This is a genomic window from Nocardia sp. NPDC058640 (assembly GCF_042716995.1).
Classification (GTDB): Bacteria; Actinomycetota; Actinomycetes; order Mycobacteriales; family Mycobacteriaceae; genus Nocardia.
On sequence record NZ_JBHXRG010000004.1, the window covers coordinates 203,317 to 217,071 of the forward strand.

General features: G+C 65.4%; 15 protein-coding genes. 12 read left to right on the plus strand and 3 right to left on the minus strand.

The genetic code is table 11. The annotated features are described in order from the left end of the window. Window positions 1–8 precede the first annotated feature (8 nt). The 6 genes from ACFWU5_RS08995 (at window position 9) to tuf (ending at window position 5,661) form a co-directional block, all read left to right on the plus strand. A complete protein-coding gene (locus tag ACFWU5_RS08995) occupies window positions 9–536 on the plus strand; it encodes a DUF3558 domain-containing protein (RefSeq protein WP_379266668.1) in 528 nt (175 codons plus the stop codon). Next, window positions 533–1,078 (plus strand): DUF3558 domain-containing protein, encoded by a 546-nt coding sequence (locus ACFWU5_RS09000; RefSeq protein WP_379266669.1) that lies wholly within the window; start codon window positions 533–535, stop codon window positions 1,076–1,078. The genes ACFWU5_RS08995 and ACFWU5_RS09000 overlap by 4 nt, the downstream gene beginning before the upstream one ends. A 272-nt stretch (window positions 1,079–1,350) precedes the next feature. Further along, a complete protein-coding gene (gene rpsL, locus ACFWU5_RS09005; protein ID WP_194826800.1) occupies window positions 1,351–1,725 on the plus strand; it encodes a 30S ribosomal protein S12 in 375 nt (124 codons plus the stop codon). 1 nt (window position 1,726) lies between these two features. Next, window positions 1,727–2,197: a 30S ribosomal protein S7 gene (gene rpsG / locus ACFWU5_RS09010; protein ID WP_056814216.1), complete on the plus strand. Its 471-nt coding sequence runs from the start codon at window positions 1,727–1,729 to the stop codon at window positions 2,195–2,197. A gap of 34 nt (window positions 2,198–2,231) precedes the next feature. Next, the gene (gene fusA / locus ACFWU5_RS09015) at window positions 2,232–4,334 is read left to right on the plus strand and encodes an elongation factor G (protein ID WP_379266670.1); all 2,103 of its coding nucleotides are present in this window, start codon (window positions 2,232–2,234) and stop codon (window positions 4,332–4,334) included. A gap of 136 nt (window positions 4,335–4,470) precedes the next feature. Beyond that, window positions 4,471–5,661, plus strand: coding sequence for an elongation factor Tu (gene tuf, locus ACFWU5_RS09020; RefSeq protein WP_379239694.1), 1,191 nt, complete (start codon window positions 4,471–4,473; stop codon window positions 5,659–5,661). Window positions 5,662–5,737: 76 nt separating this feature from the next. Here the strand turns inward: tuf and ACFWU5_RS09025 are convergent, their stop codons facing one another. Next, a complete protein-coding gene (locus ACFWU5_RS09025; RefSeq protein WP_379239695.1) occupies window positions 5,738–6,094 on the minus strand; it encodes a nitroreductase/quinone reductase family protein in 357 nt (118 codons plus the stop codon). Window positions 6,095–6,188: 94 nt separating this feature from the next. After that, the gene (locus ACFWU5_RS09030; RefSeq protein WP_379266671.1) at window positions 6,189–6,620 is read right to left on the minus strand and encodes a PPOX class F420-dependent oxidoreductase; all 432 of its coding nucleotides are present in this window, start codon (window positions 6,618–6,620) and stop codon (window positions 6,189–6,191) included. 270 nt (window positions 6,621–6,890) lie between these two features. Between ACFWU5_RS09030 and fusA (ACFWU5_RS09035) the strand changes: the two genes are divergently transcribed. The 6 genes from fusA (ACFWU5_RS09035) (at window position 6,891) to ACFWU5_RS09060 (ending at window position 12,700) form a co-directional block, all read left to right on the plus strand. Continuing rightward, window positions 6,891–8,969: an elongation factor G gene (fusA, locus tag ACFWU5_RS09035; RefSeq protein ID WP_379266672.1), complete on the plus strand. Its 2,079-nt coding sequence runs from the start codon at window positions 6,891–6,893 to the stop codon at window positions 8,967–8,969. Window positions 8,970–9,058: 89 nt separating this feature from the next. After that, window positions 9,059–9,292, plus strand: coding sequence for an antitoxin (locus tag ACFWU5_RS09040; protein WP_379233171.1), 234 nt, complete (start codon window positions 9,059–9,061; stop codon window positions 9,290–9,292). Further along, window positions 9,289–9,687, plus strand: coding sequence for a TA system VapC family ribonuclease toxin (locus ACFWU5_RS09045; protein ID WP_379266673.1), 399 nt, complete (start codon window positions 9,289–9,291; stop codon window positions 9,685–9,687). Before ACFWU5_RS09040 ends, ACFWU5_RS09045 begins: the two co-directional genes overlap by 4 nt. A 166-nt stretch (window positions 9,688–9,853) precedes the next feature. After that, window positions 9,854–11,050, plus strand: coding sequence for an NAD(P)/FAD-dependent oxidoreductase (locus ACFWU5_RS09050; RefSeq protein ID WP_379266674.1), 1,197 nt, complete (start codon window positions 9,854–9,856; stop codon window positions 11,048–11,050). Between the two features lie 127 nt (window positions 11,051–11,177). Continuing rightward, window positions 11,178–11,942 (plus strand): glutamate racemase, encoded by a 765-nt coding sequence (locus tag ACFWU5_RS09055; RefSeq protein WP_379239702.1) that lies wholly within the window; start codon window positions 11,178–11,180, stop codon window positions 11,940–11,942. 17 nt (window positions 11,943–11,959) lie between these two features. Continuing rightward, window positions 11,960–12,700, plus strand: a complete 741-nt coding sequence (locus ACFWU5_RS09060; protein WP_379239703.1) for a DNA alkylation repair protein — start codon at window positions 11,960–11,962, stop codon at window positions 12,698–12,700. Here the strand turns inward: ACFWU5_RS09060 and ACFWU5_RS09065 are convergent. Next, window positions 12,697–13,752 (minus strand): 2Fe-2S iron-sulfur cluster-binding protein, encoded by a 1,056-nt coding sequence (locus ACFWU5_RS09065; RefSeq protein WP_379239704.1) that lies wholly within the window; start codon window positions 13,750–13,752, stop codon window positions 12,697–12,699. The genes ACFWU5_RS09060 and ACFWU5_RS09065 overlap by 4 nt on opposite strands. Window positions 13,753–13,755 lie beyond the last annotated feature (3 nt).

A 13,755-nucleotide genomic window follows, 5' to 3' on the forward strand; every position in this document is an offset into this window, starting at 1 on the left:
TTCATGGCATGCGGATCCCCTCGGCGATCATCTGTGGCATGACCCTGGTCGTCATGCTGACGTCGTGCGGATCGGGGGGCGACTCCGATACGCCGACAGGACCACACCGACCACCACCGAAGGTCGCCTCACTGGGCCCGTTCGTGGGCGAGTGCGGCCACGTCACCGATGACGAAGTGCGCACCCTCGGCGGCCTGAGCCAGATCGCGCGAGTGTTCAAGAACGCCACCGGGTGCAACTGGGAGGCGGCCGGAATGTCCCCGCCCAGTATCACTTTCGCGTCCTACCGGGGCAGCCCGATCGCGCGCGAGAAGGCCTGGGTGTCCAGCGTGGGACGCGAACCGGAAACCATCGACGTGGCAGGACGTCCGGGTTTCATGGCGCTGGACCCGGGCGGCACCGTGTGCGACCTGGCCGTGCAGCTGGACGACGACTTCTTCGAATGGTCGATGTCCACGGGCCTGTTCGCCCTGGGCGGCAACCCGTGTGACCGGACCAGGAAACTGGCCGAGCTGACCGTAGGACGGTTGCAGTGAGGGCGGGCCGGATCGCCGCCGCCGCGCTGATCCTCACCGCCGCGTTGGCCGGCTGCGGGCAGAAGATCGACGGCAACCCCCGAGCGATGGGGGAGGGCGGCGGCGGCGAGATCATCGACACCGACTTCGACAAACTGCTGCGCGAATGCGAAGTGGTCGCCAACGACAAGATCGGCGAGATCGTCGGCAACGCCAAGAGTGTGGACGGCTCGTTCAGCGGCGCCGTGTGCATGTGGGATATCGAGGACGCCCCCGGCGGCCCGGCCATGGCCACCCTGAACTGGTACGAGATGGGTACGCTGAACAACGAGAAGACCACCAACGACAAGTTGGGCTACGACTCCGGCGACATCACCGTGCAGGGCCGCAGGGCCCTACAGGTGCGCAGACCCGGCGACAACGACTCCTGCGGCGTCACCGCCCCGGCCGCCGATGTCGGGGTGGTGGGCTGGTGGATCAACTACCGACCCGGCTCCGCACACCCCGATCCCTGCGCCGCGGCCGCGAAATTGGTCGAGCTGACCCTGGATCTTGCCCGGTAGAACGCTTGACAGGTCCCCCCGCTTTGACCCCGAATCGGCCACGCGGGTATCGTAGATCCCTGTGCCCGGATTACTGCGGGCAAGTTCGTGCGTGAACGTAGGCCAGCGAAAGCGGCCGGACCGTTCCACCGTGCCTTGAAAAAGGTACTGAGCGCCACGGCGACACGCCCGACCACGGGTTAACGGAAACGTGGTCTGACGTGCGAGTGAAAGCTCGATGAACTGCTAGACACTGCACATCAAGCGCAATTACCAATAAGGAAAGCCGGTCTATGCCAACCATCAACCAGCTGGTCCGCAAGGGTCGCCGCGACAAGGTCACCAAGACCAAGACTGCGGCCCTCAAGGAGAGCCCGCAGCGTCGCGGTGTGTGCACTCGCGTGTACACCACCACCCCCAAGAAGCCGAACTCCGCGCTGCGTAAGGTCGCGCGTGTTCGCCTGACCACTGCGATCGAGGTCACGGCTTACATCCCCGGTGAAGGCCACAACCTGCAGGAGCACTCCATGGTGCTCGTGCGCGGCGGTCGTGTGAAGGACCTTCCGGGTGTGCGTTACAAGATCATCCGCGGTTCGCTCGATACCCAGGGCGTGAAGAACCGCAAGCAGGCCCGCAGCAAGTACGGCGCCAAGAAGGAGAAGAGCTGATATGCCACGCAAGGGCCCCGCACCCAAGCGTCCGCTGATCAACGACCCGGTCTACGGGTCCCCGCTGGTCACTCAGCTGGTGAACAAGATCCTCATGGACGGCAAGAAGTCGACCGCCGAGCGTATCGTTTACGGTGCACTCGAGCAGGCGCGTGAGAAGACCGGTACCGATCCGGTCGTCACCCTCAAGCGTGCGCTGGACAACGTCAAGCCCGCCCTCGAGGTGAAGCCCCGTCGTGTCGGTGGCGCCACCTACCAGGTGCCGGTCGAGGTCCGTCCGGGCCGCGCCAACACCCTGGCGCTGCGCTGGCTGGTCAGCTACTCCCGCGCCCGTCGCGAGAAGACCATGGTCGAGCGTCTGGCCAACGAGCTTCTCGATGCCAGCAACGGCCTCGGTGCCGCTGTGAAGCGTCGCGAGGACACCCACAAGATGGCCGAGTCGAACCGGGCCTTCGCGCACTACCGCTGGTGATTGTCCGGCCCGTCACTCTACAAGGGAGAATTTCGTGGCACAGGACGTGCTCACCGACCTGAACAAGGTCCGCAACATCGGCATCATGGCCCACATCGATGCGGGCAAGACCACCACGACCGAACGCATCCTGTTCTACACCGGTATCACGTACAAGATCGGTGAAGTTCACGACGGCGCGGCCACGATGGACTGGATGGAGCAGGAGCAGGAGCGTGGTATCACCATCACCTCCGCGGCTACCACTTGCTTCTGGAAAGACAACCAGATCAACATCATCGACACCCCCGGGCACGTCGACTTCACCGTCGAGGTGGAGCGATCGCTGCGCGTCCTCGATGGTGCGGTCGCGGTGTTCGACGGCAAAGAGGGTGTCGAGCCCCAGTCCGAGCAGGTGTGGCGTCAGGCCGACAAGTACGACGTGCCGCGTATCTGCTTCGTGAACAAGATGGACAAGCTCGGTGCGGATTTCTACTTCACCGTGCAGACCATCAAGGATCGCCTCGGCGCTCGTCCGCTGGTCATCCAGCTGCCGATCGGTGCCGAGAACGATTTCGAGGGCATCGTCGACCTGGTCGAGAACAATGCCAAGGTCTGGAAGGGCGAGACCAAGCTCGGCGAAGAGTACGAGGTCGTCGAGATCCCTGAGGACCTCAAGGAGAAGGCCGCGCAGTACCGTCAGGAACTGCTCGAGACCGTCGCCGAGTCCGATGAGGCACTGCTCGAGAAGTTCTTCGGTGGCGAAGAGTTGACCATCGAAGAGGTCAAGGGCGCGATTCGCAAGATGACCGTCAACTCCGAGCTGTACCCGGTGCTGTGCGGTTCCGCGTTCAAGAACAAGGGCGTTCAGCCCATGCTCGACGCGGTCATCGACTACCTTCCTTCCCCGCTGGACGTCGAGGCCACCACCGGCCACGTGCCCAACAAGGAAGAAGAGCTGGTCACCCGCAAGCCCAACGTCGACGAGCCGTTCGCGGCCCTGGCGTTCAAGATCGCGGTGCACCCGTTCTTCGGTGAGCTCACCTACGTGCGCGTGTACTCGGGTCAGGTTGCCTCCGGCGCCCAGGTCGTGAACTCGACCAAGGGCAAGAAGGAGCGTCTGGGCAAGCTGTTCCAGATGCACTCCAACAAGGAGATGCCGGTCGCGACGGCTTCGGCCGGCCACATCTACGCGGTCATCGGCCTGAAGGACACCACCACCGGTGACACCCTGTCCGACGCGCAGAACCAGGTCGTCCTCGAGTCGATGACGTTCCCGGACCCGGTCATCGAGGTCTCGATCGAGCCCAAGACCAAGTCCGACCAGGAAAAGCTCGGTACCGCGATCCAGAAGCTGGCCCGCGAAGACCCGACGTTCTCGGTCAAGTTGGACCAGGAGACCGGCCAGACCGTCATCGGCGGCATGGGCGAGCTCCACCTCGACATCCTCGTGGACCGTATGCGTCGCGAGTTCAAGGTCGAGGCCAACGTCGGCAAGCCGCAGGTGGCCTACCGCGAGACCATCACCAAGAAGGTCGAAAAGCACGAGTACACCCACAAGAAGCAGACGGGTGGCTCGGGCCAGTTCGCGAAGGTCATCATCGCCTTGGAGCCGTTCATCGGCGAAGACGGTGCGGCTTACGAGTTCGAGAACAAGGTCTCCGGCGGTCGCGTGCCCCGTGAGTACATCCCGTCTGTCGACGCGGGCGCCCAGGATGCCATGCAGTACGGCGTGCTCGCCGGCTACCCGCTGGTGAACCTGAAGATGAGCCTGCTCGACGGCGCGTACCACGACGTCGACTCCTCGGAAATGGCGTTCAAGATCGCCGGTTCCGCGGCGCTGAAGGAAGCGGCCCGCAAGGCCGGTCCGGTGATCCTCGAGCCGCTCATGGCGGTCGAGGTCATCACGCCCGAGGATTACATGGGCGACGTGATCGGCGACCTGAACTCCCGCCGTGGCCAGATCCAGGCCATGGAGGAACGCAGTGGTGCCCGTGTCGTCAAGGCGCTGGTTCCGCTCTCGGAGATGTTCGGCTACATCGGTGACCTGCGGTCTCGGACCCAGGGTCGCGCGAACTACTCCATGGTGTTCGACTCCTACGCAGAGGTTCCGGCCAATGTGTCCAAGGAGATCATCGCCAAGGCGACCGGCGAATAAAACCCTCTTGCGGTCCAGTGGCACACTGGACCGCAAGGGCTCGCCAGTCTTATAAAAACCCCGATCCCCACCCCCAGTGGGGATGACACACGCACTGCTGCAAATGCACGCACCAACAAGTCCAGGAGGACCCAAAGTGGCGAAGGCGAAGTTCGAGCGGACGAAGCCGCACGTCAACATCGGCACCATTGGTCACGTCGACCATGGCAAGACCACGCTGACTGCAGCGATCACCAAGGTGCTGGCTGACAAGTTCCCGGATCTGAACGCCGCGTTCGCGTTCGATCAGATCGACAAGGCGCCGGAGGAGAAGGCTCGTGGTATCACGATCAACATCTCCCACGTCGAGTACCAGACCGACAAGCGCCACTACGCGCACGTCGACGCCCCGGGCCACGCGGACTACATCAAGAACATGATCACCGGTGCGGCCCAGATGGACGGCGCCATCCTGGTCGTCGCGGCCACCGATGGCCCGATGCCGCAGACTCGCGAGCACGTGCTGCTCGCCCGTCAGGTCGGCGTGCCTTACATCCTGGTCGCGCTGAACAAGTCCGACATGGTCGAGGACGAGGAAATCCTCGAGCTCGTCGAGATGGAGGTCCGCGAACTGCTGGCCTCGCAGGAATTCGACGAGGATGCGCCGGTCGTGCGCGTCTCCGGTCTGAAGGCCCTCGAGGGCGACGAGAAGTGGGCCGAGTCCATCGTCGAGCTCATGCAGGCTGTCGACGACTCGATCCCGGAGCCGGTCCGCGAGACCGAACTCCCGTTCCTGATGCCCGTCGAGGATGTGTTCACGATCACCGGTCGTGGCACCGTCGTCACCGGTCGTATCGAGCGCGGCATCGTCAACGTGAACGAGGAGGTGGAAATCGTCGGCATCAAGGAGAAGTCGACCAAGACCACCGTCACGGGCATCGAGATGTTCCGCAAGCTGCTCGACCAGGGCCAGGCGGGCGACAACGTCGGCCTGCTGGTTCGTGGCATCAAGCGCGAAGATGTCGAGCGTGGCCAGGTTGTCGTCAAGCCGGGCACCACGACTCCCCACACGGAGTTCGAGGGCCAGGCGTACATCCTGTCGAAGGACGAGGGCGGCCGCCACACCCCGTTCTTCAACAACTACCGCCCGCAGTTCTACTTCCGTACCACGGACGTGACCGGCGTCGTTACCCTCCCCGAGGGCACCGAGATGGTCATGCCCGGCGACAACACCGAGATGACCGTCAAGCTCATCCAGCCGGTCGCCATGGACGAAGGCCTGCGCTTCGCGATCCGCGAAGGTGGCCGCACCGTCGGTGCCGGTCGCGTCACGAAGATCATCAAGTGAGTCTGTAAGACCCACTGCACAACCTGAACGGCGCCGCTCCCCCGGGAGCGGCGCCGTTCGGCGTTTCCACCGAGGGTCAGTCGGCCGCGGCGAGCCGCACGCGGACGGTGACCCGTCCCTTGGCATCCCGATGGGCAACCGCGTGGCCGGCATGGTCGACGCCGCCGATGCGCAGGGTGACCGGGCCACCCTCGTCGAGAAAGTTGCGCCACCACTTCTTCTTGTCGGGCATCGCAACCCCGATGACGTACTCCTCGCCCGAACGCCGATAGTTCACCGGCGTGGTGAACGTCCGCCCGGAACGCCGACCCACATAACTGATCTGCGCGAACGACTTACCCAGGAACTTCCCGACGACAGGAGCCTCAGCCAACGCCACCACCCCGGCGTTCATCCCCCGCAATCCCCGACGCAACAACGATTCCTGAATCAACGGCTTCTCCTGCCTGCTGAAGAACGAATGTGCTGCTCGCCAAACTACCGAGGATCTTTGGCAAAGCGCTGAGAGCCGTTGGCGGACAGCAGGATCAGCGAATCCTGGCCCCGTAGACGTGCTCCACGGACAGTGCCATGAGTACGCGGCGGTCTGCGACCATGACCTCGCGGTACTCGTTCCAGTCGGGGTGTTCGCCTGCGGCGGCTCGGTAGTAGTCGACCAGGGCTTGGACTTCTGGGCCGTTGGGGTCGGTGCCGGGGCCGGTGAGGGTGGCGGTGCCTTCGGCGGTGGCCCAGGACCAACCGTCGGGGCTGGTGACTTCGAGGGCGGCTCGGGGGTCGCGGCGCAGGTTGATGGTTTTGGCGCGGCCTTCGGTCATGGAGACGTAGATGATGCCGGCGGCGCGGTCGTAGTACGGGGTGACGGGGGAGAGTTGGGGGCGGCCGTCGGCTTTGATGGTGGCGAGGATGCCGAGGCGGGAGTCGGCGATGAGGGCGTGCAGGTCGAGGGGGGTTTCGGGCATCGGTGGGCTCCTTGGGGTGGCGGGGCTGCTCGTTGGACGAACTGTGATGTGCGCGCGTTTATGCCCGGAGCGCGAAAAACCTGTCGACAGACAGTATTCGGTCGCGTAGAACTTGACCCATGGTTACAGCACTTCCGCAGCCGCGGTTCTAGTTCGCATCGGGTCATGAGGCGCCGGTGCGGCGCCGCGTGATCCGACGCCCGTGCCGTTCCCGGAACGCCCGACAGGCGAGCGTCGATTCATCGACCAGAACCAGCCTGGGGGATTCCCATGACCAGAATCGATCTCGCCCGAATACGCAATATCGGCATCGCCGCCCACATCGACGCGGGCAAGACCACCACCACCGAACGAATCCTGTTCTACACCGGCGTCACCCGCACCCTCGGTGAGGTGCACGACGGCACCGCGGTGATGGACCGGATGATCCAGGAGCGCGAGCACGGCATCACCATCGCGGCCGCGGCGACCACCTGCTGGTGGAACGAGCACCAGATCACCATCCTCGACACCCCCGGCCACGTCGACTTCACCGTCGAGGTGGAGCGTTCGCTGCGGGTGCTCGACGGCGCGGTCGCGGTGTTCGATGCCAAGGAGGGCGTGGAACCGCAATCGGAGCAGGTGTGGCGCCAAGCCGACAAGTACGGCGTCCCGCGCGTCTGTTTCGTGAACAAGATGGACAAGCTCGGTGCCGATTTCGCGTTCACCGTGCGGACCATTGCGGAGCGACTCCGGGTGCGCCCGTTGGTGATTCAGCTGCCGATCGGTGCCGAACGCGAGTTCGAGGGCATTATCGACCTGGTCGAGATGACCGCGAAGGTGTGGCGTGGCGACACCGACCGCGGCACCCACTTCGAGACGATCGAGATCCCGGAAGACCTGCGTGCCAAGGCATTCCAGCATCGCGAGGCGCTGGAGGCGGCGGTCGCCGAAGCCGACGAGGACGTGCTGGAGCGCTACCTCGCGGGTAAGCCGATCACCACCGACATGCTGAAGGCCGCCATCCGGCGGATGACGATCGACGCACAGGCCTACCCGGTCCTGTGCGGCTCGGCACTGGCGAACATCGGCGTGCAACCGCTGCTGGACGCCGTCGTCGACTACCTGCCGTCGCCGTTGGATGTCGTTGCCGTGCACGGATTCGCGCCGGAAGGCGAGCACATCCACCGCGCGCCCGACATCGCCGAGCCGTTCGCGTCCCTGGCGTTCAAGGTCGCGCTGCACCCGTTCTTCGGCAAGCTCGTGTACCTGCGGGTGTACTCCGGAACCGTCGAACCCGGTGTGACCGTACTGAATTCGACCAATGGACGAAAGGAGCGCTTGGGCAAGCTGTTCCAGATGCATTCGAGCACCGAGATCGCCGTCGAGCGGGTGCAGGCCGGGCAGATCTGTGCCGTGATCGGCCTGAAGGCGACGGGAACCGGCGACACCCTGTGCGATCGGGAATCCCCCGTCGTGCTGGAGTCGATGACGTTCCCCGACCCCGTACTCGCCGTCTCGATCGAACCGAGGACCCGCGCCGACCAGGACAAGCTGGGCACCGCCCTGGCCCGCCTGGCCGACGAGGACCCGACGTTCACCGTGCACGTCGACGCCGAAACCGGCCAGACGGTCATCGGCGGCATGGGCGAACTGCATCTGGAGATCCTGGTCGACCGGATGAAACGCGAGTTCCGGGTCGACGCCGACATCGGCGCCCCCCGCGTGGCCTACCGCGAAACCATCACCGCCGCAGTCGATCTGTTCGAATACACCCACCGCAAGCAGCAGGGTGGGCACGGGCAGTTCGCCAAGGTGGTGATCGCGCTGGAACCGCACGTGGCCGATGACGACGCGATCTACGAGTTCGAGAGCCGGGTCACCGGCGGACGTGTGCCACGGGAGTACATCCCCGCGGTGGACGCGGGCGCGCAGGACGCGCTGCGCGCCGGCACGCTCGCCGGCTTCCCCCTGGTGAACGTGAAGGTGACGCTGCTCGACGGCGCCGCTCACGTGCAGGATTCGTCGGAACTGGCGTTCCGTCTGGCGGGCGCGGCGGCGGTGCGCGCGGCGATCGCGAAGGCGAAGCCGGTGCTGCTCGAACCGGTGATGGCCGTCGAGGTCGTCACGCCGGAGGAGTACGTCGGCGAGGTGATCGGTGACCTCAACGCCCGCCGTGGCCGGGTCACCGAGCTCACGGAACGGGGTGGCGCGCATGTCATCCGCGCGCTGACCCCGCTCCAGGAGATGTTCGGCTACATCGGGGACCTGCGCTCGAAAACCCGTGGCCGAGCGAACTATTCGATGGTGTTCGATTCCTACGCCCCGGTCCCGCCGGGTGCGGCAGGGGCGATCATCGCGGGTAGCTGATCGAAACCGGTGGCGTCGCCAGTGCGGCGCCACCGGTCGGTCTCCTCATCTCATATCATCATGATGCGAGTGATGCTATTCTCGTTGTCATGCGCACGACGATCGATCTTCCCGACGACCTGCACGCTCAGGCCATGGCCATCGCGCGCGACTCGCGCCGCAGCTTCAATCAGACTGTCGCGCTCCTCGTGCGTCGTGGTCTCAACCAGGGTGGTCAGGGTTGCCAAGGTGTCGTGTCCGAGAGTGAGCGGACCGGGCTCCCGACGATCACGCTGGGGAAGGTTGTCACCTCGGAGGACGTTCGTTCGCTGGAGGATGAGTGACTGCGCTGCTCGATGCCAATGTGCTGATCGCGCTGGTCGTTACCGATCACTCGCATCATGATGCGGCCGAGGAATGGTTCGCAGGGTCGTCGGTCAAGTTCGCAACCTGTCCGATCACTGAAGGCAGTCTCTTGCGGCTACTTCTGCGTGAAGGGCAGACTTCCGGTGCCGCGTTGAAGGCCCTCGAAGGTCTTTCGCGGCACGAGCGGCACGAATTCTGGCCGGACTCGATTCCGTTTGCGGGAGTCGAGATGGGGAGCGTCATCGGGCATCGTCAGGTGACCGACGCGTATCTAGCCGCGCTGGCGCGGTCGAATCGGGGACGGTTGGTTACCTTCGACAAAGGCCTGGTTGCCACACATCCGGATGTCACCGACCTCGTTGAATCTGTCTGACCCGGAATCTGCATCTGAGGCGGTCGGTGGTCGCGGCGTCTGGTTACGACGTGGGCAGCACAGCTGGGCCGTTGCCCTGGTACAAACATCTAGGGCCGTAGTGGTCCGCGACACAGCAGAGCATGGCGTGGTGCGGTCGGTGACCGCGCGGGCCGAGAGGACACATATGAGTGCGCCCATCGTGATCGTCGGAGCGGGGCTGGCAGGCCTGCGGACGGCGGAGGAACTGCGTCGGGCGGGGTATGAGGGTCGGGTGGTGTTGCTCGGGGACGAGTCGCGGCCGCCTTATGATCGGCCGCCGTTGTCGAAGCAGTTCGTGCGCGGGGAGACCGATGACACGGCGCTGCGTCCGCCGGAGTTCTACGCGGACAAGAACATCGAGCTTCGTCTCGGTACCGCGGTGACCGGGGTGGATACCGCCGGGCGCGCGATCACCCTCGCCGATGGCAGCACCGTCGAGTACGACCAGCTGATCATCGCGACCGGTCTGCGGCCGCGCCGGATTCCCGGCCTGCCCGAGGTGGCGGGTGTGCACGTGCTGCGTGCGCACGAGGACGCCGAAACCCTGCGCGCTGAGTTGGCCGGTGCGAACCGCGCGGTGATCATCGGTGCCGGTTTCATCGGTTGTGAACTGGCCGCCAGCTTCCGGTCCGCCGGGGTCGAGGTCACCCTGGTGGAACCCCAGCCGACCCCGCTGGCCTCGGTGCTCGGCGAGCAGATCGGCGGCCTGGTCGCGCGCATGCACGGCGACGAAGGGGTCGATCTGCGCTGTGGCGTCGGTGTCGACACCCTGCGTGCCGACGAGGCGGGCCGCGTGTGCGGCGCCGTGCTCACCGACGGCACCGAGATCGACGCCGACCTGGTGGTGGTCGGTGTCGGTTCGGTCCCGGTCACCGACTTCCTCGCCGACTCGGGCATCGAACTGGCCGAGAAGGCCGATGGTGGTGGCGTGATCGCCGACGAGGTGGGTCGGACGAACGCCGACGCCGTCTGGGCCGTCGGCGACGTGGCCGCCTGGCAGCACGACGGCACCCGCAAGCGCGTGGAACATTGGAGCAGCGCGGGCGAGCAGGCAAAACTGGTGGTCACCGCCCTGCTCGGCGGCGCACCCCCGACCATGGCCCGCGTCCCGTACTTCTGGAGCGACCAGTACGACGTGAAGATCCAGGCGCTGGGCACCCCCTCCGCCACCGACGACGTCACCATCGTCACCGACGACGGCCGCAAATTCCTCGCCTACTACTCCCGCGACGGCATCCTCACCGCCGTCATCGGCGCGGGCATGACCGCCCAGGTGATGAAATTGCGCGCCAAACTGGCCACCCCCACCCCGGTCGCCGACCTGCTGTCCGCGATCAGCTGATGGTCAAGTGATCACCAGGCTTTCACGCAAACATCGCGCGAGAGCGAAAATCCCTCACAGCCTGGTGATCATCTGACCAACAGCGCGAATGGTGGTCACGGTGTGGCCCTGTAATACGGTGGACACTGTGATCGTCGCGCTCATCGATTCCGGCCTCGGCCTGCTGCCTACTGCTGCGTGGTTGCGCAAGCTGCGACCCGATGTCGATCTGCTGCTGATGCTCGACCCCGACAACGCACCGTGGGGGCCCAAGCCCGAGCAGTGGGTGGTCGACCGGGTGGTCGCCACGGCACGGCAGGCGGTCGAACTCGGCGCCGAGGTGATCGTGCTGCCGTGCAATACCGCAAGCGTCACGTCGCTGGAGTACGCGCGGGCCGCAGTCGGGGAGTCGGTGCCGGTGATCGGTACCGTGCCCGCGATCAAGCCGGCCGCGGCCCAGTGCCGGTCGGTGGCGGTGTGGGCGACCGCGACCACCACGGACAGCCCCTATCAAGCCGATCTGATCGCCCGCTTCGGCGGTGACGCCGACGTGGTCGGCGTCGCCTGCCACGGCCTGGCCGACGCCATCGACCGCGGCGATGTGGCGGCGATCCGCGCGTCGATCGCCGACTCCGCCGCCCGCACCCCCGCGGACGTCGAAGGCGTGGTCCTCGGCTGCACCCACTATCCGCTGGTCATCGACGCCATCGTCGAGGCCCTGCCCGACGGCGTCCGCCTGTTCGACAGCGCGGAGGCCGTCGCCGCCCAAACCGTGCGCAAGATGGACGAACTGGGCCGCCCCACCACGGGCACCGGCACCGTCACCGTGCGCACCAGTGGCAGGCCGGGCGAATTGCCGTCCGGTGCGGCGACTTTCGAATCAGGAAGACTTCTCGGCGCCCTGCCGAGTTGAACCCGAAGGGGCGCATTGTGTCCGAAAATCCTACGGCTACACAGGTGCGCAAGGCTCTCGCCGACCTGGCGAACCCCACTGACGCCCATCATCAGCAAGGCTTCTTCAAAACCGGTCCCGGCGAATACGGCGAGGGCGACATCTTCCTCGGCATTCGCGTGCCCGCTACCAGAGGTGTGGCGAAAAGGTTTGCGACGCTGCCGCTTTCGCAGATCGACGAACTGCTCGACAGCCCCTTTCACGAGGAACGTCTGGCCGCGCTGTTCATCCTGAACGCCCACTTCGCCGCCGCGTCCAAGCCTCGCGCCATGGATGAGAAAGCCCGCAAACAAGCGGTGGATCTGTATCTGGCGGCGGTGAAGAGAGGCCGAGTCAACAACTGGGACCTGGTCGATTCCTCCGCCGAACACGTCCTCGGCGCCTGGCTGCTGGACAAGGACCGTGCCCTGCTTGTCGAACTGGCGCAACAGGATTCACTGTGGGAACGCCGGGTGGCGCTGCTGTCCACCTTCGCCTTCATCAAGGCGGGCGACCCGAGTACCACCTTGGAACTGGCCACGATCCTCAAAGAGGACCACCGCGACCTGATCCAGAAGGCACTGGGCTGGATGTTGCGTGAAGTAGGCAAACGCGTCGACCCGGCCGCGCTGACGGATTTCCTCAACAGCAACGCCCCCGCATTGGGCCGCACCGCGTTGAGTTACGCCACCGAGAACCTCGACCCGGATCAGCGCGCCGCCTACCGATCCATGCGTTAGAACTGGATCTTCAACCGATCGGTCACCGGCCGCGCCTGGCAGCCCAGGATGTACCCGTTCTCGATGTCCTCGGGATCCAGGATTTCCGAATTGGCCATCTCCACTTTGCCTTCCAGGACGGTGCAGGCGCACGACCCGCACTCACCCTCCTGGCAGGAGTAGGGCACGTCGAGGCCCTTGTCGAGCATGATGTCGACCAGCGTCTGCTTGCGCGGCCATGACATTTCGTGCACCTGGCCGTCGAGTTCGACCTGCACCACCGCGGCGTCGGCGGCCTCTGCTTCGGACACCTCGATGGGCGCGTGGTCTTCGAACGGGTCACCGGCCAGCGAGTTGAACACCTCGGCGTGGGTGCGGGTGCGCGGCACGTCCAGCGAGGCCAACGCGTCGTGCACCAGATCCATGAACGGTTTCGGCCCGCACATGAACGCCTCGTAGGAGGTGTAGGGCGCGACCAGTCCGGCCAGCATGTCGGCGGTGGGCAGCCCGAGCAGCGGTTCGAGCCAGTGCACCACGGTCAACCGCTGCGGATACTTGCCCACGAGTTCGCGCAGTTCATCGGCGAAGATCACCGACCCGGCGTCACGGTTGGCGTAGATCAGCACCACCTTGCCGCCACCCTGTGACAGCGCCGATTTCAGAATCGACATGACCGGCGTGATCCCGCTGCCCGCTCCGAACAGCAGCAGATCGGCGTCCAGATCCTTGGGTGTGAACACGCCAGAAGGCGGCAGCACCTCGAGCTGGTCACCGGCGGAAATGTTGTCGCACAACCAGTTCGACCCGTACCCGCCCTCGGTGCGCTTCACGGTCACCTTCGGCAGGTCGTCGGTGAACGGCGAGCTGGCCAGCGAATAGCACCGCGCCACCGACCCGGTCTGGTCGCTGGGAATCCGCAGGGTCAGGAACTGGCCGGGGGAGTAGGTGAAGCGCTCGCGCAGGTCGGCGGGCACCTCGAAGACCACGGAGTGGGTGTCCGCGGTTTCGGCGATCACCGCGGCGACCCGCAGCACCACCGATCGTGAGCCGTGCGGAACCTCGACTGTGGTCATGTC